The sequence below is a fragment of the Cupriavidus mimosae genome (assembly GCF_023952485.1).
Lineage (GTDB): Bacteria > Pseudomonadota > Gammaproteobacteria > Burkholderiales > Burkholderiaceae > Cupriavidus > Cupriavidus taiwanensis_C.
Genome location: NZ_JALHRY010000001.1, coordinates 1 through 22,512, shown reverse-complemented (window position 1 = coordinate 22,512; position 22,512 = coordinate 1). Strand labels below are relative to the sequence as shown.

At 66.6% G+C, this 22,512-nt stretch carries 22 protein-coding genes; 7 read left to right on the top strand and 15 right to left on the bottom strand.

Features of this window, described 5'->3' with window-relative positions; translation table 11 throughout:
* Nucleotides 1-3: 3 nt before the first annotated feature.
* Nucleotides 4-1,269 (bottom strand): TolC family protein, encoded by a 1,266-nt coding sequence (locus tag MKD50_RS00110; protein ID WP_252666015.1) that lies wholly within the window; start codon nucleotides 1,267-1,269, stop codon nucleotides 4-6.
* Nucleotides 1,270-1,385: 116 nt separating this feature from the next.
* Nucleotides 1,386-1,760 carry a cation efflux protein, CzcI family gene (gene czcI / locus MKD50_RS00105; protein WP_252666014.1) on the bottom strand — a complete coding sequence of 125 codons (375 nt, stop codon included), beginning with the start codon at nucleotides 1,758-1,760 and terminating at the stop codon, nucleotides 1,386-1,388.
* Between the two features lie 274 nt (nucleotides 1,761-2,034).
* Between czcI and MKD50_RS00100 the strand changes: the two genes are divergently transcribed.
* Complete coding sequence (locus MKD50_RS00100; protein ID WP_252666013.1) at nucleotides 2,035-2,379, top strand: hypothetical protein; 345 nt, start codon at nucleotides 2,035-2,037, stop codon at nucleotides 2,377-2,379.
* A 64-nt stretch (nucleotides 2,380-2,443) separates the two neighbouring features.
* Here the strand turns inward: MKD50_RS00100 and MKD50_RS00095 are convergent, their stop codons facing one another.
* The 10 genes from MKD50_RS00095 to MKD50_RS00050 form a co-directional block, all read right to left on the bottom strand.
* Nucleotides 2,444-2,659: a zf-HC2 domain-containing protein gene (locus tag MKD50_RS00095; RefSeq protein WP_115702332.1), complete on the bottom strand. Its 216-nt coding sequence runs from the start codon at nucleotides 2,657-2,659 to the stop codon at nucleotides 2,444-2,446.
* Nucleotides 2,660-2,694: 35 nt separating this feature from the next.
* A complete protein-coding gene (locus tag MKD50_RS00090) occupies nucleotides 2,695-3,288 on the bottom strand; it encodes a sigma-70 family RNA polymerase sigma factor (RefSeq protein WP_252666012.1) in 594 nt (197 codons plus the stop codon).
* A 76-nt stretch (nucleotides 3,289-3,364) separates the two neighbouring features.
* On the bottom strand, nucleotides 3,365-4,987 hold the full coding sequence (locus tag MKD50_RS00085; protein WP_115702336.1) for an ATP-binding protein: 1,623 nt from the start codon (nucleotides 4,985-4,987) through the stop codon (nucleotides 3,365-3,367).
* Between the two features lie 52 nt (nucleotides 4,988-5,039).
* Nucleotides 5,040-5,714 (bottom strand): alpha/beta hydrolase, encoded by a 675-nt coding sequence (locus MKD50_RS00080; protein WP_252666011.1) that lies wholly within the window; start codon nucleotides 5,712-5,714, stop codon nucleotides 5,040-5,042.
* A 116-nt stretch (nucleotides 5,715-5,830) separates the two neighbouring features.
* The gene (locus MKD50_RS00075) at nucleotides 5,831-6,634 is read right to left on the bottom strand and encodes an IclR family transcriptional regulator (protein ID WP_115702664.1); all 804 of its coding nucleotides are present in this window, start codon (nucleotides 6,632-6,634) and stop codon (nucleotides 5,831-5,833) included.
* Nucleotides 6,635-6,765: 131 nt separating this feature from the next.
* Entirely contained in the window at nucleotides 6,766-8,100 is a 1,335-nt protein-coding gene (locus MKD50_RS00070; protein ID WP_252666010.1) for an MmgE/PrpD family protein, read from the bottom strand.
* A gap of 12 nt (nucleotides 8,101-8,112) precedes the next feature.
* Nucleotides 8,113-8,973, bottom strand: coding sequence for an alpha/beta fold hydrolase (locus tag MKD50_RS00065; protein ID WP_252666009.1), 861 nt, complete (start codon nucleotides 8,971-8,973; stop codon nucleotides 8,113-8,115).
* Nucleotides 8,973-11,075: an acetate--CoA ligase family protein gene (locus MKD50_RS00060; RefSeq protein WP_240071259.1), complete on the bottom strand. Its 2,103-nt coding sequence runs from the start codon at nucleotides 11,073-11,075 to the stop codon at nucleotides 8,973-8,975. The genes MKD50_RS00065 and MKD50_RS00060 overlap by 1 nt, the downstream gene beginning before the upstream one ends.
* A 4-nt stretch (nucleotides 11,076-11,079) precedes the next feature.
* On the bottom strand, nucleotides 11,080-11,874 hold the full coding sequence (locus MKD50_RS00055) for an enoyl-CoA hydratase/isomerase family protein (RefSeq protein WP_252666008.1): 795 nt from the start codon (nucleotides 11,872-11,874) through the stop codon (nucleotides 11,080-11,082).
* A 48-nt stretch (nucleotides 11,875-11,922) separates the two neighbouring features.
* Nucleotides 11,923-12,918, bottom strand: a complete 996-nt coding sequence (locus tag MKD50_RS00050; RefSeq protein ID WP_252666007.1) for a tripartite tricarboxylate transporter substrate binding protein — start codon at nucleotides 12,916-12,918, stop codon at nucleotides 11,923-11,925.
* A gap of 321 nt (nucleotides 12,919-13,239) precedes the next feature.
* Here MKD50_RS00050 and MKD50_RS00045 point away from each other — a divergent pair, with 321 nt between their 5' ends.
* The 5 genes from MKD50_RS00045 (at nucleotide 13,240) to MKD50_RS00025 (ending at nucleotide 18,823) form a co-directional block, all read left to right on the top strand.
* Complete coding sequence (locus MKD50_RS00045; RefSeq protein ID WP_252666006.1) at nucleotides 13,240-14,076, top strand: phytanoyl-CoA dioxygenase family protein; 837 nt, start codon at nucleotides 13,240-13,242, stop codon at nucleotides 14,074-14,076.
* A gap of 24 nt (nucleotides 14,077-14,100) precedes the next feature.
* Nucleotides 14,101-14,508 carry a RidA family protein gene (locus MKD50_RS00040; RefSeq protein WP_115702350.1) on the top strand — a complete coding sequence of 136 codons (408 nt, stop codon included), beginning with the start codon at nucleotides 14,101-14,103 and terminating at the stop codon, nucleotides 14,506-14,508.
* 92 nt (nucleotides 14,509-14,600) lie between these two features.
* Nucleotides 14,601-16,034, top strand: coding sequence for an MFS transporter (locus MKD50_RS00035; protein WP_252666005.1), 1,434 nt, complete (start codon nucleotides 14,601-14,603; stop codon nucleotides 16,032-16,034).
* 38 nt (nucleotides 16,035-16,072) lie between these two features.
* The gene (locus tag MKD50_RS00030) at nucleotides 16,073-17,434 is read left to right on the top strand and encodes an NAD(P)/FAD-dependent oxidoreductase (RefSeq protein ID WP_252666004.1); all 1,362 of its coding nucleotides are present in this window, start codon (nucleotides 16,073-16,075) and stop codon (nucleotides 17,432-17,434) included.
* Nucleotides 17,435-17,518: 84 nt separating this feature from the next.
* Nucleotides 17,519-18,823, top strand: coding sequence for a flavin monoamine oxidase family protein (locus tag MKD50_RS00025; RefSeq protein WP_252666003.1), 1,305 nt, complete (start codon nucleotides 17,519-17,521; stop codon nucleotides 18,821-18,823).
* Between the two features lie 7 nt (nucleotides 18,824-18,830).
* Here MKD50_RS00025 and MKD50_RS00020 read toward each other — a convergent pair whose 3' ends face one another.
* The gene (locus MKD50_RS00020; protein WP_115702355.1) at nucleotides 18,831-19,490 is read right to left on the bottom strand and encodes a TetR/AcrR family transcriptional regulator; all 660 of its coding nucleotides are present in this window, start codon (nucleotides 19,488-19,490) and stop codon (nucleotides 18,831-18,833) included.
* Nucleotides 19,491-19,859: 369 nt separating this feature from the next.
* On the opposite strand from MKD50_RS00020, the gene MKD50_RS00015 reads away from it, so the two are divergent.
* Nucleotides 19,860-21,074: a porin gene (locus MKD50_RS00015; protein ID WP_252666002.1), complete on the top strand. Its 1,215-nt coding sequence runs from the start codon at nucleotides 19,860-19,862 to the stop codon at nucleotides 21,072-21,074.
* Nucleotides 21,075-21,182: 108 nt separating this feature from the next.
* On the opposite strand, the gene MKD50_RS00010 is transcribed toward MKD50_RS00015, so the two are convergent.
* Together MKD50_RS00010 and MKD50_RS00005 are read right to left on the bottom strand one after the other, a co-directional pair.
* A complete protein-coding gene (locus tag MKD50_RS00010; RefSeq protein WP_115702668.1) occupies nucleotides 21,183-22,109 on the bottom strand; it encodes an MBL fold metallo-hydrolase in 927 nt (308 codons plus the stop codon).
* A 201-nt stretch (nucleotides 22,110-22,310) separates the two neighbouring features.
* Nucleotides 22,311-22,512: NAD(P)(+) transhydrogenase (Re/Si-specific) subunit beta (locus MKD50_RS00005; protein WP_252666001.1), on the bottom strand; the 202-nt coding region annotated here is incomplete at its 5' end.

The window sequence follows — 22,512 nt, the reverse complement described above, 5'->3', positions numbered from 1 at the left end:
GTATCAGTGTCCGAGGATGCGGTCGATGCTGGCGGCCGCGTCATAGGTGCGGGCCAGCACGTCCAGGTAGCGGATGCGCGCCTGGAACAGCGTGCGCTGGGCATCCAGCACGTCGAGGAAATTGAACTTGCCGGCCTCGAACCCGCGCGAGGCGGCGGCGTAGGCCTGCTCGGCCGCCGGCAGCACCGAGGCCTGCAGCGTCTGCGCCGCGGCGCGCGACACCGACAGCTGCGTCGAGGCCTGCTGCAGTTCGCCCTGCAGGCGCACGCGCGTGGCGGCGTAAGTATCCTGCGCGCCGTCGGCACGGCGCAGCGCCGCGTACAGGTTGCCCTGGTTGCGATCGAACAGCGGCAGCGGAATCGCCACGCCCAGCACCGCCATGTTGCGGTTGGCCTCGTTGTCGCGCTTGGCGCCCAGGCTCACGGTCACGTCGGGATACTGGCGGCTGCGCTGCACCGCCACTTCGGCACGGCTGCGCTCCGCCGCCAGGCGGCTTGCCGCCAGCAGCGGCGAGTCTTCCAGCGCCGCCTGCAACGCGGCCGGCGCGGGCCGCGACGGCAAGGCATCGAGATCGCCCTGCGCCTGCGCGAAACGCGGCACGCTGTCGCCCCACAGCGCCGCCAGCGACTGCCGCGCGGACTGCAGCGCGCCGGTGGCCTCGGCCAGCTCCAGCTCGGCGTTGGCCTGCTCCACCCTGGCGCGCGTGGCTTCCAGCGGCGCCACCTTGCCCGCGGCCACGCGCCGGCCAGCGGCGTCGGCGGCCTGGCTGGCAATACCGACCGAGCCCTCGGCCAGGCGGACGCGCTCCTGCGCCACCAGCACGCCGAAGAAGCGCGCGATCACCGCGGCGCGCAGCTCGGCGCGGGTGCTGCCCAGTTCGGCCTTCGCCAGCTCGCGCCCGCGCTCGGCCAGGCCGATGCGCGCGGCGCGCTTGCCGCCGAGTTCGATCGGCAGGTTGACCTGCCCGGTGGTCGAGCGCGAGGCCTTGCGCGTGTCTTCCATCGACACCGCCAGTTCCGGATTGGGGATGACGCGCGACTGGATCAGGTCGCCTTCGGTGGCGTCAAGCTCCTTGCCCGCGGCGGACAGCGTGAAGCTGCCGGCTTCAGCCAGCGCCAGCGCGGCATCGAGGCTCAGGATATGGGCCAGTGCGCCGGCCGGCGCGGCAGCCGATGGCAGCGCCACGGCGGCGGGCGGCGTCTGCGCGACGCCGGGGAAAGGGCTGGATAGCAAGGCCGCCAGCCCGAGCGGCAGCAAAAGTCTTCGCATCGAATTGCACCAGAAGAAAACCGGGGAAATTCGGCGAGACGCCTGGCGTCATGCGGTCATGACGCCAGGAGGCGATCGGAATGGATCGGGACAGCGGGGAAGCGTCGTCTCGCCGGCTATGCGAGACGCAGCCACTGCGGGCGGTCGGGCGCCCGCGCGCTGTGGGAGGAGAAGCGGGGCTGGGGCAGCGGCGGCGCCAGCTCCACCCGGCGCAGCGCGGGTACGTCCTGCGCATCGGCCGGCGCGAAGGGCAGCGAGGCGATATGGCAGACGCCGCAGTCGGGATCGGCCAGGTTCAGCCTGGCCTTGTCCTGCGCAGGATCGGCTTGCTGGTCCTGCTTGCCGCTGCCGGCCTGGTGCCGGTGCTCGTGGTGCCCGAAATGCGCCTTGGCGGCCGCGGCGACCTCGTGCCCGCAATACGCGGCGGCTCCCGCCCAGGCGAACTGGAGCGGCAGGACGAGCGCAAGGAGAACGAAGATCAGGCGTTGCATGAATGGTGAGGGCGGCGCTGCTGACACCAGTGGTGGCCGGCAGCGAGGGGCAAGTTTAACCGAGGCACTGCGGTCATTCCGGCAACGGGGTCATTACATTTGCGTCATGGCGGCGGCGCGCGGGGCCTTTCACAACAATTCAATATTTTTGAATAACTCATCCGGCAAAGCGCCCGCTTACGCTGCTCCCGGACTCCTATAGTTCCGTACATGAACGGCACGCACACAAAGCAACGCCTTCTGACAAATTCAACAAGCTAATGGAGAAACCATCATGACCAAGACCACCCGCCTCGCTTCCGCCCTGCTCCTGACCCTGGCCGCGCTGGGCGCCGCCCAAGCCGCCACCGCCGCCGACGTGCTGCCCGGCGACAAGTACGGCTACAGCTTCCGCAGCACCGTGCCGGGTGACAAGTATGGTTATGAATTCCGCAGCCATGACGCCTTCACCGACGGCGCCCGCGCCGGCAAGGCCGACCCCTTCACCGATGGCGCCCGCACCGTCGCCGGCCTGGACCGCAGCGGCGTGTCGGCATCGCCTGCCCGCGGCTTCGACACCTTTACCGAAGGCAGCCGCGCCGGCAAGTTCGACCCCTACGGCGAAGGCGCCCGCGCCTGAGCGGGCCACGCCGCACGCCGGCGACACTTCTTGCAGGGAGGCCAGCGCCAGCGCTGGCCTTTTGTCATTCGTCGCGCCCCAGCCGGTGCATGGCGTCGCGCAGCGTGCGCATCTGCGCGCTGAAGCGGGTGCAGGCATCGCAGATGGCCAGGTGCGAGCGCAGGCGCAGCCGCTCCGCCCAGGACAGCGGCAGGTCCAGGCTCTTCATGGTCAGGTGGTGGACCTCTTCGCAGTCGGGCAGCAGCCGGCGCGGCGGGCGGGTGGGTGGGGTTTCCGGCATCCTTGTCCGTGACGGTTCGCTGGGCGCAGGCAGGCTCAGCCGGCCTTGCCGGGCCGGCCACGCTGGCCGAACCAGTGCAGTTCCAGGCATTCGCGCAGGCGCATGCGGGCCCGGTAGAGCATCGCCCAGGCATTGGTCGCGCTGATCTGCAAATGCTGACAGATTTCTTCGGTGTCCAGCTCCAGCCATTCCCGCATCATGAAGATGCGGCCGGTACGCGCCGGCAGGCGGTCCACGCACAACTGCAGGATCTCGAAGAACTCGCGGCGCTCGAACGCGCGCTCCGGGTCGCCCCAGTCGGAGGGCGGATCCTGGTAGTGGCCGTTGCGCGTGAACAGGGCGTCGAACGCATCATCGTCGGACTGCGGCTGGCCATCGCCGTCGGTAGCCAGCGCCAGCCTGACCTCGCGCCTGCCGCTGCGCAGCGCGTCGATGATCTTGTGCTTGAGGATGCCGACCAGGTAAGTGCGCAGCGCCGACTGGCCGGCAAAGCGCTCCGGATGCTCGAGCGCGGCCAGCAGCGTTTCCGAGACAGCATCCTCGGCCACCGCCTCGTCGCGCAGCTGCAGGTGCGCGAAGCGCAACAGGTAGGGGCGTAGCGTCTGCAGTTCGGCGGGGTCGAGGCTCATCGGGGATCGGGGGCGGTTGCCTGGACGTATGCGCCATCATACCCGCGCCCTCCCCCTTGCCGGTATGCCGCAGTGGTCAGCCGATCCCCCGGAACTGCCCGCACAGGCGAAACACGTCCATCGACAGCGGAATCTCCTTGGCCTTGCCGTAGCGCGTCGCCAGCTTCAGCAATTCCTTGATGTCGCGCCCGCTCGCCGCGGGATAGGCGTCGGTCAGCGCATCGATCAGCGCATCGTCCAGTTCCGCGCCGAACTGCGCCGCCTGCAGCCGCCACAGCCGCACGGCATCCTCGCGGCACGGCGTGGTGTAATGGATGGTGGCGATGCAGCGCGACAGGATGGCATCGTCGACGTCGCCGATACGGTTGGTGGTCATGAACAGCAGGCCGCTGAAGTACTCCAGCGTGCGCAGGAACTCGGCGACGATGGCATTGTGTTCGAGGTCGTTGTCGCGGCGGCGGATGTACACGTCGGCCTCGTCCAGCAGCAGGATCGCGTTCCAGCGCATGGCGCGGCGCAGGATGGTCATCAGCGTGGCCCCCACCGACGCCGCGGTGGTGCCCAGCTGCCCGGAGTGCACGCGGTACAGCGGCTTGCCCACCACCTCGGCATAGACCTCGGCGGTCAGCGTCTTGCCCAGGCCGGGCGCACCCTGGCACAGGATGGTGGTGCCGCCCGACTTGCCCGGCACGAAGTCCGGCGCCAGCATGTCCATGTGCGAGGTCAGGATGTCGATCAGGTCGCGGTGGTGCGCGGGCAGCACCAGCTTGTCGCGCAGGGCGGGCTGGTAGCGGTAGTCGGCCAGGTGCTGCACGTGGACCCAGATATTGCGGTGCCACTCCAGATGGAACAGGTGCACGTAGCCATGCAGCGGCACCCGCTCGAAGCCTTCCATGATGCCCGCCTCGCGCCAGAACGACGGGTCGCAGGTCATCTCGAATCGGCGCTCCAGCCGCTCCTCGTCGTTCACGCAGCGCGCGCCCGCGGCATCGGCGATCGGGATCAGCTCCGCCGCGCCCTTGCCATCGACCGCGAACGCCGCGCGCGTCGCCACGAACTGCGCGCCGAAGCCGCGCTGGCAGCGCACGAAGCGCTGCGCGTGCTGGTCATATTCCTGGCGGAATTCCGCACACTCCTTGTAGAAGCCGAATTCGGCCAGCAACTCCGGGATGGTGCGGTTGGCAATATCGTCGCGCGTGATCACCATCGACGTAGTCATGCCCGAGCGCCGCAGGTGGTGGTCGGTCAGCGCGGAGTTGGCCGACTGCATCGTATTGGCGAGCAGGTCCACCACCACGTACGCCATGCCTTGCTCGGGCAAGACATAACGCATGCGGCGTACCAGCCAGGGCAGCAGCACGCCGTCGCGGTTGCGCTGGTACAGCCAGCCGTCGATGGCATCGCGCGACAGGTACGCGGCCAGCCCCGCCACCAGCTGATCCAGCCCCGGAATCACGCGCGCCTGCGGCGCGTTGTAGATGTTGTCCAGCGCCAGCATCTGGAACATCAACGCGCGCTCGTTCTGGGTCTTGCTGAGCGTATAGAGCGAACTGAGCGCATGCGCGTCGAACAGCTTGCTCGACACCAGCATATTGCCGTGGCACACGCCATGCTGCTGCAACTGCCGGGCCAGCGGCGAACCGGTTTCGATCATCGCCAGCAGGGGATGGATCAGCGCCTCCGGAATCTCGAAATCCATGTACCGCACTCCAGTTCAATGGCGTGGCCGCGCCCGGCCAGCGGCCAGGGTTTCACTGCAGGAAGAAATCGATCGCGCGCTCGACCACCGGCGCATGGATGACATGGGGCCCGTCGAACTCGACGTATTCCACGTCATAGCCCGCGGCGCGCAGCCTGGCCGCATGCGCGCGCCCGCTGGCAACCGGCAATTGCTCATCGGCCAGCCCGTGTGCGACGAACACCTTGGGAATGCCGGTCTGCATGAACACCGACATGAAGCCGCCGGAGAACGCGATCACATGGCTGGCGATATCGCCGTTGGTAATGCCCAGCGACAGCGCATAGCTGGCGCCGTCAGAGAATCCGGCAAAGGCCAGCCGCTGCGCATCGATCCGGTAGCGCGACGTCACCGCGGCCAGCGCCTGGTGCAGCCGCTGCAGGTCCGGGCCGTTGCCGCCGATGACGATGTCCCAGGTGGGATAGAGCGAATGCGGCGCCAGCACCAGGAACCGATGCCGCTGCGCATGGGCTTCGAGATGCGGCAGGACTTTTTCGGGGAAGCCGCCGGCGCCGTGGAACATGACCATCAGGGGCACCGGCTCATGGGGTGCAAGCCCTTCCGGGACGAACAGCACGGCATCGCGTTCCTCGGTTACGCCAAGCCGGTGCCGGCCGGCGGGCAGCGGCCCGGCATGCGGCGTCGCCACGGCAAAGGACATGCGGCCGAACAGGGACGGGTCGAGCATGGCGTCTCCGGCGGGCGGCTCGTGGCCGCACCGATATGGTGATATTTTGTATATTACATACAAACACCACTCGACGCTAGCCGATACCGGCAGAGGGCCCACAAGGGTCGAAGCCCCTATGCTTCCCGCGCCACCCGCTCCTGTATCGCAGCGGCAAGCTTCATCAGCGGGCCCGCCAGTATGGCCTCGACCGCGGCGGGCTCCTGCGGCGTGGCGATGCTTACGTTGAGCACATGGACCGCATAGCCTTCGAAACGCATCGGTGCCGCGATGGCCACGACCTGCGGCTGCCATGACGCGACGCAGTAGCCCTTGTCATGCACCGAGGCCACCGCGGCCTCGATTTGACGGCGCAGCTCACCCCAGCCCCGGCCGCGATTCTTGTCGGCCAGAACGCCAATCATCGCGCTGAAGGCTTCGGGGGACAGCGTGGCAAGGTGCGCGCGACCGAGGGAGGTCAGCGCCATCGGGATGCGCTGCCCGCTCACCACCGTGCGCAGCGACTGGCGCCGGTTGTAGCGGAACGATTCCAGGTAGACCATCTCGTCGGCCTCGGCCACCGCCAGGCCGACATTGATCCGGTGCTGCATCGCGACCTCGACCATCATCGGCGTCGCCACCTTGAGGACCTGCGAGCTGTCGCGCATCGCATGCGCCATGCAGAGGACGGGAACACCCAGGCGGTAGGCGCGGGATGCCGGGATGTACTCGAGCATGCCGGTTTCGACCAGCGATTGCGTCAGGCGGCTGACCGTCGAGCGCGACAGGCCGGTACGCTCGGCGATCTCGCCGTTGCCGAGCACGGAGGAGCCGGCACGGAAGGCACGCAGCACGGCAATGCCACGTTCGAGCGAGCGGTTGGGCGTGGCCTTGCCCTTGCCTGGCCGGATCCGTCCGGTGTTGACGATGCTGTGTGCCATGACGCGGAATCGCTGCTTGCCCTCATACGGTTGGAAGGCGGCGTCCATCGTCCAGCGCGCCTGTGCGGGCTGGCGGCCTGCCGCATCGCACGCACCGTACCACAACAGCGCAGTCTGCCCGGGCCCGTGCACTAGCCGAACAGCGTAACCCCCGGCGCGCTCTCGAGGCACCAGATCTGCTGCGCCAGCCGGCGCGCGCGCTCGGCGCCGATCACCGGCGACGCCAGCTCCATCAGCTTGCCGTCGAGGTCGGCATCGGTCAGCGGATCCTCCGGATCGCCCTTGCGGTTGGGCTGCAGGTAGTCTGCCGTGGCGCCGTCCGTGGTTTCGATCTCGACCCTTGCCGCGCGCTTGCCCGGAAACCAGCCATCGATGACGGGATCGACCTCGACCGTCATGCAGTCCATCAGCCGGCGCGTCTCGCGGTCCCACAGCCGTTCCGGCGTGTAGGCCGACAGGCGCACGCTGCCATGCACCAGCGCGGCGGCGACGATGAACTTAAGGCTGAACCTCGCTTCGTTTTCGTTCCGGGGCTCCAGATAGCAGGCTATATCCAGCGCGGGACGATAGGTTGCGACACGGATGCGGCGGATCTGGGCGGTCTCGATGCCCAGCCGCGCTTTCAGCGTCAGCGCGCCGTCGATGGCCGCGAAGGTATGGCCGCAGCCGATGTGGTTCTTGAAGGTCAGCCGGCAAATATGGAAGTCTTGCCCGAGCGTCGAAGCCAGCCCGTTCCAGTCAGGGCCATCCGACATCGCCTGCCCCATGCCGGTCTCACCGTCGAGCACATCGAGCGAACCGGTGATGCCGGCAACGGCGGCGCGGGCGGCAAGCAAGCCGCCCTCCGCGGCACGGCCCGCGTGCAGCGGCTTGGACATCGAGTCCATGCGGAACGCCTGCTGCAGTCCGGCGGCAAAGGTCGCCGCGGTGGACAGCGCATGGGCCAGCTGCGCCTCGCTTGCGCCATAAAGGAAGGCCGCGGCCGCCGCCGCGCCGAAGGTGCCGACGGTGGCGGTGCTGTGCCAGAAGCGATAGTGGGCCCGGCCCAGCACCACGCCGATGCGTGTCGACACTTCATAGCCGACCACGATGGCCTTGAGCAGCGTCTCGCCGCCGGCGCCCACGTCCTGTGCGGCCGCCATCGCGGCGGCGATGGTCGCGGCGCCGGGGTGGTACATCGCGTCCCGGAAGCTGTCGTCGATCTCCGCCGCGTGGGCGGCAGCGCCATTGAGCAGCGCCGCGGCGCGCGCGGTGGCGCTTTGTCCCAGCGGCAGCATGGCGTTGCCGCGGTCCAGTTCTTCCGCCAGCACGCGCTGCAGCCGCTGGACCGCGTCGGTGCCGATGCCGGGGAACAGCGCCGCGTGCCAGTCGACCAGCGCGCGCTTGGCGTGATGCAGCACCTCGTCGGGCAGCGGCCCTGCCTTGATGGTGCTGAAGAAGGGCCCGAAGGCCTCGGTTGCGTGCAAGATGGGTTCTCCTCAGCCGGCCCGCGCCGGCGTGACTGCGGATTGCTGCAGCCAGTGCTGCAGCAGTGCGTTGACTTGCGCGTGGGCCTCGTACTGGACCCAATGCCCGGCGCCGGGCACCACGCTGACACGGACTTGCGCTGCAGCGGCCGATGCGCCGCGTGAGCCCCGGGCAATCGCGGCAAGCGATTCGGGCGACATGGTGACATCGGCTTCACCCCAGAGCATCCATACCGGGCCGGGGAAGCGCGCAAGCGCCTGCAGCAATCCGCCCGCGCGCGAGATCGACTTGCTGTGGAAGCGCGTCGCGCGACAGGCACGCGTATGGATGGCCACCGCTTCGCTGTCGATGGCGGCGGGGTCGTTGATCATGAAGGCTGCCAGGTTGTGGCGCATGGCCTCGGCAAGCGCCTGCGGGTCCTGGCAGCGGCGCCAGTCGATCAACGGCCGCGCCTCCCGGCGCGGACCGCCGTGGCCGGCCGGCCCCAGCAATGCCAGCCGGCGGACTTCGAAAGCGCCACGGCCATCGTGGGTGGCCAGATGCGCGGCCACCAGCGCGCCGAAAGAGAATCCCACCACGTCGATGCGGCCAGGCGACAGCTGCGCCAGCGACCGGGCCAGCATCTCGACCAGTCCCGGCAGGTCGGCCCGCGGCGCCGCACCCGATTCGCCAAAGCCTGGCATGTCCGGCACCAGCAGCCGGCGGGTGCGGGACCACGGCCCGATATTGCGCGCCCAGTGCTGCCAGTTGCCATGGCCGCCATGCAGCAGCACGGTCGCCGGGCCTTCGCCAAAGCTGCGCCAGACGACGTCGCAGCCATCGACCGAAGTCACCAGCACATGCTTGCGCTCGCTGCACATGGCCGCACCCATCAAGGCTGGTCGTGGCCAGCCAGCACCGCCACGCCGTCGGCGGCCACTACGCCCAGCCCTGCGGACAGCACGAAGACGGGATTGATTTCGGCCTCGACCAGTCGGTCGCCCAGCGTGGCAACCATGCGCGAGAACGCGACGATGGCATCGGCCAGCGCCTCCACATCGGCCCGCGGCCGGCCGCGGAAGCCCTGCAGCAGCGCTGCGGTCTTCAGGCGCCCGATCATGGCCAGCGCAGCCTCGCGAGTCAATCCGCGCGCGCCCGGCAGCAGCCGCAACGTGGTATCGCCGAACAGCTCCGCGGTCACGCCGCCCATGCCGAGCAGGATGGCCGTGCCGAGCGCATCGCGGTGCATGCCGAGGATGACTTCGACTCCGCCCGTGACCATTTCCTGCACCAGGAAGCGCCGGGGCGCGATTCCCGTGGCCGCGTGCACATCGCCTGCCATCCTCGCCAGCCGGCTCGCCACCTCCGACGGTGCGACATTGACAGCCACGCCGCCGACATCGCTCTTGTGCGTGATCTCGGCCGACAGGATCTTCAGCACGACATTGCCGCCGAAAGCCTGTGCTGACGCCGTGGCCTCGTCGCCATCGGCGACCACCACTTCCCTTGCAACCGGCACGCCAAAGCCGCCGAACAGGCGCTTGGCCGCAGCCTCGTCGAGCGAGCCGGTGCCATAGGCCGCGAGATCGGGCAATGGCAGCGTGGGCGTGCCCGCGTCGTCGATCACGCCGAGACTACCCGCGCGCAACATCGCATCGATCGCCACCGTACACGCCTCCGGCGCCGAGAACGCCGGCACGCCACGACGGTTGAGCAGCGATGCCACTTCCGGGGCATGCGGGCTCACGTACGCGATCACCGGCTTGTCGCTGCCGGGCAGGCAGTCGCGGATGGCATTGGCCATCAGGTCTGGCATGGCCAGGCTGGACGAGCCCACGATCACCGCCACCGCGTCATAGCTCGGGCTATCGAGCAGGATGCGGATCGCGGCGCGCAACAGATCGGGCTGCAAGCCGGCCAGGGTCACATCGATGGGATTGCGGTCGAGGGCCGCGTGCTCGCCCTGCTGCAGCGCGCGCAGCTTCGCCGCGGTGGCTTGGTCCGGTGGCGGCGTCTCGAAGCCGGCCACGCCCAGGCTGTCGGAGACCAGCGTGCCGGCGCCGCCGGTCGAGGTCAGGATCGCGACACGGTTTCCCTTCAGCTTGCGGCCGGTCGCCAGCGCGGCGGGCATGTCGAGCAGGTCGGCGAAGGTCTGCGCGCGCAGCACGCCAACCTGTTCGAACAGCGCGTCATACATGCGGTCCGCGCCGGCCAGCGCGCCCGTATGTGACACCGCGGCGCGCGCGCCGCTTTCGGAGCGGCCGATCTTGAACGCCACCACCGGCTTGCCCGCACGCGCCGCCTTCAACGCCGCGCGGCGGAAAGCTTCCGGGTTGCGCACGCTCTCGACATACAGCGCGATCACGCGGGTGGCCTCGTCATCGGCCAGGTAATCGATAAAGTCGGCCAGGTCCAGGTCGACTTCATTGCTGGTCGACACCAGCTTGGACAGGCCGATGCCGCGCGCCGCCGCACGCGACAGCAAGGCGCCGAGGATGCCGCCACTTTGCGACACCACGCCGATGCTGCCGGCAGGGAACTGGTCCATCTCCAGCGCGCCGCTGGCCGACAGCGGGATGTTGTCGGTCAGATTGACCAGGCCGATGGTATTGGGCCCCAGCAGCCGCATGCCGCCGGCCGCCTCGATCAGTTCGGCCTGGCGCCGTGCGCCCTCGGCGCCAGTCTCGGTATAGCCGCTCGCCAGCACGATGGCCGCGCCCGCGCCGCGCGTCGCCAGGTCGCGCACCGCCAGGTGGGCTCGCTCGGCGCCGAGCAGCACGATGCCCACGTCGGGCACTTCCGGCAGCGAGGCGATGTCCGGATAGCAGCGCAGCCCGTCGATCGACTGGACCCGGGGATTGACCGGATAGATTGCGCCGCTGAAGCCATGCTTGCGCAGGTAGGCCACCGGGCGGCCTGCAGTCTTGGCGGGGTCGGCGGAAGCGCCGATCACGGCAACGCTGCGCGGTGTGACAAGTCGTTGGATCGCGTTCATGGTGTCAGGCCCGGGCTGCGCTCTGGTTCAGGAAAGCCAGCACGGATTCGCGGTGCGCCGTGCTGGTATAGCAGATGCCCTGCGCCTGGCTGCCCTGCGCGAAGACCTGGTCGGCAGGCAGTTCGAAGGACTGGTTCATGATGCTCTTGCCCAGCGCGATCGCGGTGGCCGAGCCCCGGCTCAGTTCCGCCGCCCAGGCCAGCGCATCGCCGATCAGCGCATCGGGCGGGCTCACGCGGTCGGCGATGCCGAGCGCCCTGGCTTCCTGCGCCTCCACCTTGCGGCCGGTGAAGACCAGTTCCTTGGCGGTCGAGAGCCCCACGCGGCGAGGCAGGAAATACATGCCGCCACCGTCCGGGATCAGGCCCCGGTGGATATAGGACCACGAGAACGACGCCGCCTCGGACGCCAGCACGAAATCGCAGCACAACGCGGTATCCGCGCCCAGCCCGGCCGCGGCACCGTTGACCGCCGCGATGGTCGGCTTGGGCATGGTGTGGAGCAGCCTGACGGTGTGATGGACGCGCTGCTGGCGGCTCCAGCCATTGAAACCCACCTCGCCCTGCGGCGCTTCCATGCGGCGCTGCATGCCGGCAACGTCGCCGCCGGCGCAAAAGCCCTTGCCGTTGCCGGTAAGCACCAGCGCGCGGACGGCCCGGTCCGCGGCCACGCGCTCGAGCGCGTCGATGAACTCCGAGCGCATGTCGTCGCTGATGGCATTGCGCTTGTCGGGGCGGTTGAAGGCGATCAGCGCGATGCCGGCTTCGACCTTCAGTTCAATCAGGGAATAGTCGTTCATGGTCCTGTCGGTTCGGTATGTGCAATCGGTTCCGGACTAGTGCCGCGTTCAGTCGGCGGTGATGTTGGCTGCCTGGATCACCTTGCTCCAGCGCACGCTCTCGGCCTTGACGTAGCGGCCGAACTCGTCCGGCGTGCCGCCACCGATGGCAAGCCCCTCGTGCTCGGCGCGCTTGCGGAACGCCTCGGTGTGCACGGCCTTGCTGGCCGCTGCGTTCAGCCGCGTGATCACCGCAGCCGGCGTGCCGGCCGGCACGAACAGGCCGTACCAGCTATCCGCCGCGTAGTTGGGCACGCCGCTTTCCGCAATCGTCGGCACCTGGCTCAATGCCGGCGCCTGCGAGCGCTGCGCGGTCGTGACCGCCACCGCGCGCAGCTTGCCGCTCTGCAGGTGCGGTGCCACCGCGGCCGCGGTGGCAAACATCACATCGACCTGCCCGCCGAGCAGATCCGTGATCGCCGGGCCGGCGCCACGGTAAGGAATGTGGTTTATCTCAACCTTGGCCATCTTCTTGAACAGCTCGCCGGCCAGATGCGCCGAAGTGCCGGGGCCTTGCGAGGCATAGTTCAGCTTGCCCGGATTGCCCTTGGCAGCCTTGATGAGGTCCTGCACGCTCTTGATGGGGCTATCCGGCTTCACCACCAGCACGTTGGGCGAGCAGCCCACCAGCATCACCGGGGCAAAGGCCTTCTCCGTATCGAACGGCAGCTTCTTGTGCAGGCTGGGGTTGACTGCGTGCGCCATGGTCGCCATCACCAGCGTGTAGCCGTCGGGCGGACTCTTGGCCACCGCATCGGTGCCGATGATGGTGCCGCCGCCCGGCTTGTTGTCGACGACGACGGGCTGGCCCAGCACCTCCCCCATGGTGACGCCCATCGCGCGCGCCACCAGGTCCGTACCGCCGCCGGCGGCGAACGGCACCACCAGGCGGATGGGCTTGTCGGGGAAGGCTGCGAATGCGGGCAAGGGGGCTGCCGCGGCCATGAGGGATGGGATCGCGGCGGTGGCAAGCCAGCGGAAGAGCCCGGTACGAAACGGATGCATGCTGTGTCTCCTGGAACAAGTCGGAACGCCGCGGGCATCGGACTGCATGCACCGGGCGCGTTTCTTTGTTACAGGCAGCTTAGGTCGTGGCGGGCCGTTTCGCCTCCCCCTAATTCCACTGCATGGAATTCCGAGACTGCCGCGACCAAGCGGGGAATAACGCCGCCGAGGCTCTTCCAAGGCCAGGAAGCGCTTGCAGCCTTCAAGCATCACCCTGCCCACACATTAACACAACGACTGTTGTCTTAAATCGGATTGCGAGTTATTGTTCATGCATCGCGCCGGCCAGCGTCCATCACCGAGGAATGAAGGAGACTTATCATGCTCACCACCCAATCCCAACGAGAGGCGTTTCGCGAGGACGGCGCCGTACTTGTAAAGCACTGCCTCGACCCGGAGCAACTCGCCCGGTGCTACGAGGCGTTCAAGTGGAACGTCGCCAACCCGGGCCCATATCACTTCCGCTCGCTGGACGGCACCAGCCTGCAGACCCATATCGATAACGCCAATCCGGTCGTCAAGGACAAGCTTGACGATCTGGTCGCGACGCTGCCGTTCGGAAAGATGTTCCAGGAGTTATGGGGCTCGCAGCATGTCTGGTATTTCGCCGAGGAGGTGTTCGCGAAGGAAGGCGGCAACAGCGGCCGCGGACCGTGGCATCAGGACACCGCGAACCTGCCGTGGGCCGGCAAGCATTGGGGCAATGCCTGGATTACCTTCCAGCCCATTCCAAAGAAGAATTCGCTGGAGATCATTCGCGGCTCCCATCGCGGCATCCAGTACGACGGCGCCAGTTTCGCGAATGCCGCTGACCCGACCGATCCGCTGTACGGCGACGGCACCTTCCCCCGCCTGCCGCATATCGACAGGGAGCTCGCCGAAGACCCCAATGCCTGGGACGTGATCTCCTGGGAGGTGACACCCGGCGATGTCGTGTTCCTGCATCCGCGTTCGCTGCACGGGGGAGCCGCCGTCGACGCCGGCTGCCCGACCCGCCACACGCTGGTGCTGCGCTTCTTTGGTGACGACGCCACCTTCCGCGCTCTGCCGATGTCGAACCCGCGCTATGCCCGCAACGGGCCCCTCTTCAGTGAAGAAATGGCCAAGCTCAATGAGGGCGAGCCGTTCCGCTCTCCCGTCTTTCGTCAACTCGCCTGATATCGCCTTGCACGGAGCAGAGCCATGAAACGACAAATGATCAATCCCGGCCTCGCGCAGGCAAGGCACTACGACCAGCTTCATTTCTCGTCGGCGACCCGTGTCGGCGACATGATCTGGGTGTCCGGCCAGGTGGGCTTCGACCTGGCCACGGCCACGGTGGGCCAGGGAATGGAAGCGCAGTCCCGGCTGGCGTTTGAAAACCTGAAGGCGGTGCTCGAAGCCGCGGGAGCCAGCCTGGCCGACGTCGTGGAAATCATGACTTTCCACACCGACCTGCGCGGCGAGATCCAGGCGTTCGTGAAGGTCAAGGATGCGTACTTCCCCGACCGCTATCCCTCGTGGACAGGCGTGGGCGTAAGCCAGCTGGCACGCCCCGAGTTCCTGGTCGAGATACGCGCGATTGCAGTCGCCGGTTGCGGCGCCGGCTGACAGCCAGAAGCCGCGGCCCGTTTGCACACCAGGGTCGCGGCACAACATCCCCTAGAAAAAAGAACAGCGACAAAGCTGATGGAGACACAAACATGAACCGTCCTAATGCGGTCGTCAGACCGGACAAGCCAGCCAGCATTCTTGCGCGGCTTGACCGCCTGCCGGTAATGGCTTCCCACTATGTCTGGGCCGCGCTGCTTGCGGCCAACCTGATGCTGGAGTACTACGACAACGCCATCTTTGCCTACGCCAGCCCCACGATCAAGGCCCACACCAGCCTGAGCACCGAGCAGATCGGCTTTATCAGCAGCGCGTTCTTCATTGGGATGCTCGTCGGGGCGCTGGTGGGAGGAAGACTGTCTGACCAATGGGGACGACGCTCAGTCCTGGTATGGACCACCGTCTTGTACTCGCTGGGAGCGTTGGCGACGGCGTTCGCGCCGACCTACGAGACCATACTGGCCTCCCGCGTCGTCACGGGTATCGGCGTGCAGGCCGCCACATCGGTGCTGCTCGTCTATATCGCCGAGATGTTTCCCGGCAAGGCACGTGGCCGCTTCGTCTCCATCGTGACGTTCGGGTTCGTGGTCTCCGGCATCGGCGCTGCCGCGCTGGCGATGTTCTATCTTCCTCACAGCAGTAGCGAAGCCTGGCGCAACCTGTTCCTGGGGGGCAGCATTGGCCTGCTGATTGCTCCCCTGGCACGCTTCATCCTGCCGGAATCGGTGCGCTGGTGTGTCTCGCGCCGACAGTTCGACCGCGCCGATCGCATCGTAGGCGAGCTGGAGGCGCGCGCGCTGCGCCGCGGTCCGCTCGACGAACCCGCAATTGCCGCCATGCAACCGATTGCCGCAGCGCCCACGCTACGCGACCTCATCAACGACAAGGCCTTGATGCGAACCATAGCCGTGCTCACGCTAGGCTTCTTTGGCGCCAGCCTGGCCTACTACCTGTTCGGTCAATGGGGCGCCTACTCGCTCGTATACAGCCTCAAGTACTCCGAGGAACATGCGTACTACATCCAGTTCCTGTGGAACGTGACCTATGGCGCCACGCCCTTCGTCGCCATGCTGTTTCTCGACCGGTATGAACGCAAGTCCACCATCCTGGTCGTGTCCGTGCTCAGCGCATTGCCCTTGGCCGTGCTCGGCATCTCGGCCACCAGCTGGGTGGTGGTCGCCGCGGGGGGGCTTGCCGCCATCATCACCGGGCTCGTCGTCAACGCCTACTACACCTACATCCCGGAGGCGATTCCGACGAAGCTGCGCGCACTAGGCAGCGGGATCGTGATGTCTGGCGGACGCTTTGGCGGAGCGGCCGCCGGCGTGCTCGGCGCCGCCCTGTTCTCCTCAGGCGGCATGACCGGCGTGATGCTAGCGGCGGCAGCCTGTTACATCGTCTTCTCCATCCCCGTTGCGCTGTTCGGCCCCCGCACGACCAACCGCTCGCTGGAGGACGTTGCCGGTGACGATTCAGGCGCCGCCAACGGCGCGCGCCAGTGCCCGGACACGTCCATGGCTGCCTGACACGGCATTTGCGTCAAGCGCGGGTTGTTCCCGCCCGCATGGCTCACCAGACAAAGGAAAGCGGCAACGTGACCGAAGACTTCAAGACATATCGAACGCTGGGCGGCTGGATCGAAAGGCCGGCTGACCTGCAGCCATCGCTCGAGGGCCACACCAACGCCGATGTGGTCATCGTCGGCGCCGGCTTCGCCGGGCTATGCGCGGCGCTGGAGCTCGCCCGGCAGCGCGTGAAGGTGGTCGTGCTCGAACGCGAATTCTGCGGCTATGGGGCGAGCAGCCGCAACGCGGGCTATCTCGCCGGAGGGCAGGGACTCAAGTACGACCGCTTCCTCAAGCGGGCGGGCCATGACAAAGCAAGGCAGATCGTCCGCTTCTACGAGGACGGGGTCAGCTTTGCCGAAGGCAAGTTCGCTGAGCACGAGATAGACTGCGACTACAACCAGTCCGGATTGATCCGCGCCGGCATCGATCCCTCCCAGGACGCCAGGTTGCGCGACGACATGCGGATCAGCGCCGAACTCGGATGCCCGTCGGAATACCTGGACCAGGCCGAGATGCGCGCACGCGGCATCCCGCCAGCGTTCCTGTTCGGGAGTTACGTGCCGAACGGCGGCACCCTCGATCCCGGCAAGTACGTCCTGGGACTGCGGCGCGCGGCCCTGCGGGCAGGCGTGACGATCTACGAAAACACGCCGTTGCTGTCATTCACCGAAGGATCGACCGTCAAGGTGCAGACACCCCGCGGCAGCGTCAGCGCGCCGGTCATGATCCTGGCCACCAATGCCTATACGCCCCGGCTTGGCCCGCTTGCGGACAAGGTGGTGCCGTTGCGGCTCTCGGCCATGGAGACCGAACCGCTTTCCCCGGTACAGCTGGCGGCGCTGGGATGGTACCGGCGCGAAGGCATCACTACGATGCACTGGGTCATGGAGAGCCATCGCCTGACCGCGCGCAACACGCTGGTCTTGACGACCAAGCGCCTGCGCTACCCGTTCGGCTCGCGGACGCCCGAAGTGCCCGAGCACGACCAGTATCGTGCGCTGCGGATGGCCCTGCATGACCGCTTCCCGCCCTTGAGGAGCATCGCCATCCGGCGCTGCTGGAGCGGCTACATCAGCTATGCCGACGATGGTCTGCCGGTGATCGGCCGCACAGGAGCAGACCGGAACATTTACTACGCGGCGGGATGCTCCGGCCACGGCGTCGGCACACAGGGCATGGTCGGACACATGCTGGCGCAAGACATCCAGGGCATCGGCAACCCGCTGCTTGCCATGCTGATGCAACATGCGCCGCCCGCGACGCTGCCGGAACCCCTGCGCTGGCTCGCCCTCAACGGCGCCCTGAAGGTCGCAAGCGGTCTCGATGAACGTTCGAACCGCAAGGCGCGCCGCGCATGAGGCAGCGTGAGAGGCGGCATCGCAATTGCCGGGAGCCATTCTTTCCCGCCCACGCATCACCTGAAACTCAATACGGAAATTCCCATGACAGATCTGTACGACGTAGCCGTGATCGGCGCTGGCTTCGCAGGCGTGACCGCTGCGCGGGACCTCAGCATGGCAGGCCATTCGGTGCTGCTGCTCGAAGCGCGTGACCGGATTGGCGGGCGCACCTGGTGGGGCAAGGCGCTTGGCCTGGACCTCGATCTGGGCGGCACCTACGTGCACTGGACGCAGGCCCATGTGTGGCGCGAACTCAAGCGCTATGGCATCGGCCTGGCGACACCAATGCCGGTGACCAAGGCCTATTGGTACGCCGACGGCGTGGTACACGCCGGAACGTGGGAACAGCTCAACCAACTGGCCACGCCGCTGGTCGCACGCTTCTTTGCCGATGCGCGGATGCACTTTCCCCAGGTGGATGACCTGGCAGCCGCCGACGTCGGCACGATCGACAGGCAAACCATCGGCGACCGGCTTGACGCGCTTGAACTTTCGGCGTACGACCGCGACGTGCTGGTCAACGCGATGTCCATCCTGGTCTGCTCCGAACGCGAGCAAGGGCTTGCGCAACTGCTGTTCTGGTGCGCGATCTGCTTCGGTAACTGGAGCGCGTTCAAGGAAATCGCCGGGCACTGGCCGATCGAAGGCGGCACCGGTCGTCTGATTGGCGCCATGAGCGCCGAATCGAAAGCCGAACTGCGCCTCTCGACGCCAGTGGCCGCTGTCGATGACAACGGGCAGGAGGTCATTGTGACCACGCGCGATGGACAGCGTATCCGGTCCCGGCGCGCCGTGGTGGCATTACCGCTGAACATGCTGAGCGAGTTTTCCGTCACGCCTGCGCTGCCGCGCCCTGTGCGCGTCATGATCGAGCAAGAAAACCCGATCATGCCCAGCAAGATCTGGGTACGGGTCAAGGGCGAGATCGAGCCCTTCGTGATCTATGCACCGGCGGGCAAGCATCCCATCAACACCGCCCATGCCGAGCGGCGCGACCATGGCGATACGCTGGTGGTGTGCTTCTGTGCCGACACCTCGATGCTGGACGGCAATGACCGCGAGGCAGTACAGGAAGCCCTGCGGGACTTCATTCCTGACATCGAAGTGTTGGACACGGTCTGCCAGGACTGGGCGAACGACCCGTTCTCCAAAGGCGGATGGATGCATCACCGCCCCGGCAATCTCACGCAGGCCGCGCCCTTGATGCGGCAGCCCCACGGCCGCATCCATTTCGCGGGCGCGGACATAGCGCCCATCGGGGTCGGCGGCATCGACGGTGCCATCGAGACCGGCGCCAAAGCCGCCATTGACGTCGCTCGCGCCCTGCGTGGCGCCCCCAAGTTGTGAACCCGTGCTACGCGCGCGCCGCCCGTCCGCCAGCCTTCCGCTCGCCCGGCACGGGCGCAACCAGCACCGCCAAGGCATCGATGAGCGCCCGCATCCGCTTGGGCGTGAAGCGCTTGGGTTCGATCGGGTACATCATCATCCATCCATCCCCCATGGCAACGAGCTGGTCGGTGAGGATGTCCGCCGGAATATCGTTGCGGACCGTCCCCCGTTCCTGCGCGTCCTTGACAATGGCGGCGAGCAGGCGACGATAGCGCGCGTAGCGCCTGGTGATGACTTCCGCAAACGCAGGCTCGTGTCGTCCCTGCGCCAATAATTCCGATGTCGCCGGCCAGAACCGCGTGCTGCGGTCGGTCAGCCTGATCCAGCTTTCGAACGGGGCGAGGATGTCACCGCTTTCCCGGGCCGATTCCAGCATCGCGTCGAAACGGTCGAATGCGCTTTCCATCAGCGCCACGACCAGCTCTTCCTTGTTGGCGAAGTAATAGGTCACCGCGCCGGTGGTGTAGCCCGCATGCTTCGCCACCTTGCGCAGCGATGCATTGGCATAGCCCTCCTGTGCGATCACGGCTGATGCAGCGCGCAACAACTCCTTGCGCTTCGCTTCGCGGTCGCCGACCGGACGACCCCGGATTGAGACCTGCTCGATATCGTCGTCGCTTTCCATTGTCTTGTTCTGTCTCTTGAGCATTTCGATCACTGGCTGCCAGCGTGGTTAGCCGCCAGATGCGTGATTTTACAGAATCATCGTTATGTTTTGATTTCACGTGACCCTCTCCGGCTAGCTCCGCTCGGGCAAGTCCTATGCGCAGTCTGTTCCACCCAGGTAGTGTGCCGGCGTTCGCACGCCCCACATGGCCACAGCTGTGCCAGCTCATGGCGCCGCCTAAGCAGGGAATACCCTGCCTTTTTATTTAACATCACGGCCGTTATGCTAATTCACGATTTGCGCGAATCGCCGACAGGTTTCGGGACGAGTGCGCGGCCGATGCGCTGCATGCGGCCGCCAGGCAACTGACAAACAAGGAGATCGTCGATGGATGAATTCAGGCGCTATGCCTCTGACAAGGATGGGGCTGTGGTCACGGCGGTGCCGTGCAAGCTGGCACGCGACTGGGGCAAGACGCCTGTTGTCGCACTGGCAGCTTTTGGTGTCTTCGCAGGCGCGGCGCACGCCCAGTCGTCGGTCACGTTGTACGGTACGCTCGATACCAATCTGGAATTCGACACCAACTTCAGGAGCGCCGGCAGCGGCTCGGCCCATCGATACGCGCTGAACGGGGAAGGTCTCTCGGGTTCGCGTTGGGGCCTGCGCGGCGTGGAAGACCTCGGCAACGGACTGAGCAGCGTCTTCGTGCTGGAAAGCGGCATCGGCGCAGACGATGGCACCCTGCAGCAAGGCGGTCGCCTGTTTGGCCGGCAGGCGTTTGTCGGCCTGCAGAGCGCCACCTACGGCAAGATCACCTTCGGTCGCCAATACACCTCGATGCTGGAGGCACTGGCCAACTTCTCGCCAGCGGCGATGTCGAGCCTGTATGAGCCCGTGATCGCCCAGATCGGACCGGTGTACCGCGAGGACAACACCGTCAAATATTCGGGCACCTTTGGTCCTGTCAGCGTCGGGGCCCACTGGAGCTTTGGCACCGGCGGGAGCAGCGGCACCGTGGACCTGAGCCGCCTGGGTGGCCCGGGCGAGGTTCCCGGCCAGTTTCGCCGCGATACCGGATTTGGTGCCCGGGCGTCCTATGCGGCGGGGCCATTCAGTGCCACCGTCACCTACGACCAGGTGAACCCGAGCATCGTCGGCAGTGGCGGCTTCGCCGGTACCGGCACATTCAAGAAGGCCGCTGCAGCAGCCAGCTACGCCGTCGGTCCAGCGATCTTCATGACTGGATACCGCTGGGGCATGTCGACTGCGCCGGGGCGGACACTGACGCGCGACAACTTGTACTGGGCGGGCGTCTACTACGAGATGACGTCTGCGCTGAGCCTGACGCTGGACTACTACTACCAGACGTTCCGGTCCTCGACCTTGCCGGCGCTACGGCCTGCGGGCAATCCGAGGCAGTTGATGTTCATCGCCGACTACCGCCTTTCCAAGCGTACGGACCTTTACCTGACCACCGCTTATGCAAAGAATGCCGGCCTGTGCCTGGACACCGCGTCCATTGCGTTCAACAACGGCTATGAGCCCGCTGCTGGCAAGGACAGCATGATCGGCGTCGCGCTGGGCATCCGCCACAACTTCTGAGCGCCGGAAATCGTCAAACCGATGCAATCCCGATGCGGGCGGCTTCAGCGATCCGCACCGGGAGATGATGCAAGGGCGGTCGCTACCGAAGTGGTCCTCCCGGGTATCTCATCCCACCCGGTAGACGCCGTCTTCGTTCACCTCGACCCGCCCGTCCGCCAGCAGTTCTGCCAGATGCCGGGAAATCGTACGGGTCTCGGCATTGACTACCCATGAGCCTTGAAAGCCCGGCGGATACAGCAGCCGCAAGTCGGCCAGTTGTGCCAGTGTCTTTGGCGATTCCCGCAGCAAGGCCAGCAGGCGCTGTTCGCGTTGGTCCAGCTTGGCCGCATAGGCAGCGAGATCGCGCAGGAAGTGCTCACGATCGGTATAGACGCCCCGATGATGGGACGTAACCCACACCTTGGCCGGAACCTCGGGCAACCGTGCCAGGCTGCGACGGAAGTCCCCCAGGCTTGACCCTGCATCGCCATAGTAGGGCCCGAATCCGGTCAGGTCGATATCGCCCGTGAAAGCCACCCCCTCCGGTTCCACCAGGAGAACGGTATGGCCCGCGGTGTGCCCTGGCAGGTGGAAAGCCCGAATGCCGGTCTGCCCCAGATCCCAGCACGCACCGTCCACGTAGCCTTGCGCGTCGGGCCGCGGCGCATAGAAGAATTCACGCTGAAACCTGAGCAGGGTCTCCGATGCATACGCCGCATTACCGAAAGCGGCGACCATGCCATCCCAGCTCCTTGCCGCCGGCAAATCGCCTTCGTGCACATGGACCGATGCATCCGGCAGGCGATGCAATCCAGCCATATGGTCCTCATGCACATGGCCCATCACCACCAGCTCGGTGGCGTCAAACTCGGGGCCGATGTAGTTCGCGACAAGCGGCGTGTCGAAAGCCGCGCGGATCTCGGAGCCCCGTATCAATACCTGGTTGCCGTCGGGATACTTGCCGCTCTTCTCGCCAAAGAAGACAGACACGCGCCCGAAATCCACGCGCTGGATATGTCGCTTCGTGCCGGAATTGCTGAACGCTGTGCTCATGTCGATCATCCTGGCTGAGCAGTCTTGGCGATCTCCCGCAGCCGGGGCGTTCCGGTAGCGATCAGGCCAGGCTGCGCAGCTTTGCTGTCTGTCTATTTATAATAACACCGGTCATCAAAATAAAAGATGCCCGCAAACGCGGCACAGACAGAACGTGGGATGTCGTTATAGACGCAGACACCTTCACGCCAGGCATCAGGGTTATGCTTCGACCGCCTTGAACATGTCCTCGACCACCTTCTTGGCGTCGCCGAACACCATCATGGTCTTGTCCATATAGAACAGCTCGTTGTCCAGACCGGCGTAGCCGGCGGCCATCGAGCGCTTGTTGACGATGATGGTCTTGGCCTTGTACGCCTCCAGGATCGGCATGCCGGCGATCGGCGACTTGGGGTCGGTCTTC

Excerpts from the sequence above, each read along its gene's own strand:
- MKD50_RS00110 (WP_252666015.1), bottom strand. The coding sequence starts at position 1,269 with ATGCGAAGACTTTTGCTGCCGCTCGGGCTGGCGGCCTTGCTATCCAGC.
- czcI (WP_252666014.1), bottom strand. The coding sequence starts at position 1,760 with ATGCAACGCCTGATCTTCGTTCTCCTTGCGCTCGTCCTGCCGCTCCAG.
- MKD50_RS00100 (WP_252666013.1), top strand. The coding sequence starts at position 2,035 with ATGACCAAGACCACCCGCCTCGCTTCCGCCCTGCTCCTGACCCTGGCC.
- MKD50_RS00095 (WP_115702332.1), bottom strand. The coding sequence starts at position 2,659 with ATGCCGGAAACCCCACCCACCCGCCCGCCGCGCCGGCTGCTGCCCGAC.
- MKD50_RS00090 (WP_252666012.1), bottom strand. The coding sequence starts at position 3,288 with ATGAGCCTCGACCCCGCCGAACTGCAGACGCTACGCCCCTACCTGTTG.
- MKD50_RS00085 (WP_115702336.1), bottom strand. The coding sequence starts at position 4,987 with ATGGATTTCGAGATTCCGGAGGCGCTGATCCATCCCCTGCTGGCGATG.
- MKD50_RS00080 (WP_252666011.1), bottom strand. The coding sequence starts at position 5,714 with ATGCTCGACCCGTCCCTGTTCGGCCGCATGTCCTTTGCCGTGGCGACG.
- MKD50_RS00075 (WP_115702664.1), bottom strand. The coding sequence starts at position 6,634 with ATGGCACACAGCATCGTCAACACCGGACGGATCCGGCCAGGCAAGGGC.
- MKD50_RS00065 (WP_252666009.1), bottom strand. The coding sequence starts at position 8,973 with ATGGGTGCGGCCATGTGCAGCGAGCGCAAGCATGTGCTGGTGACTTCG.
- MKD50_RS00060 (WP_240071259.1), bottom strand. The coding sequence starts at position 11,075 with ATGAACGCGATCCAACGACTTGTCACACCGCGCAGCGTTGCCGTGATC.
- MKD50_RS00055 (WP_252666008.1), bottom strand. The coding sequence starts at position 11,874 with ATGAACGACTATTCCCTGATTGAACTGAAGGTCGAAGCCGGCATCGCG.
- MKD50_RS00050 (WP_252666007.1), bottom strand. The coding sequence starts at position 12,918 with ATGCATCCGTTTCGTACCGGGCTCTTCCGCTGGCTTGCCACCGCCGCG.
- MKD50_RS00045 (WP_252666006.1), top strand. The coding sequence starts at position 13,240 with ATGCTCACCACCCAATCCCAACGAGAGGCGTTTCGCGAGGACGGCGCC.
- MKD50_RS00040 (WP_115702350.1), top strand. The coding sequence starts at position 14,101 with ATGAAACGACAAATGATCAATCCCGGCCTCGCGCAGGCAAGGCACTAC.
- MKD50_RS00035 (WP_252666005.1), top strand. The coding sequence starts at position 14,601 with ATGAACCGTCCTAATGCGGTCGTCAGACCGGACAAGCCAGCCAGCATT.
- MKD50_RS00030 (WP_252666004.1), top strand. The coding sequence starts at position 16,073 with ATGGCTCACCAGACAAAGGAAAGCGGCAACGTGACCGAAGACTTCAAG.
- MKD50_RS00025 (WP_252666003.1), top strand. The coding sequence starts at position 17,519 with ATGACAGATCTGTACGACGTAGCCGTGATCGGCGCTGGCTTCGCAGGC.
- MKD50_RS00020 (WP_115702355.1), bottom strand. The coding sequence starts at position 19,490 with ATGGAAAGCGACGACGATATCGAGCAGGTCTCAATCCGGGGTCGTCCG.
- MKD50_RS00015 (WP_252666002.1), top strand. The coding sequence starts at position 19,860 with ATGGATGAATTCAGGCGCTATGCCTCTGACAAGGATGGGGCTGTGGTC.
- MKD50_RS00010 (WP_115702668.1), bottom strand. The coding sequence starts at position 22,109 with ATGAGCACAGCGTTCAGCAATTCCGGCACGAAGCGACATATCCAGCGC.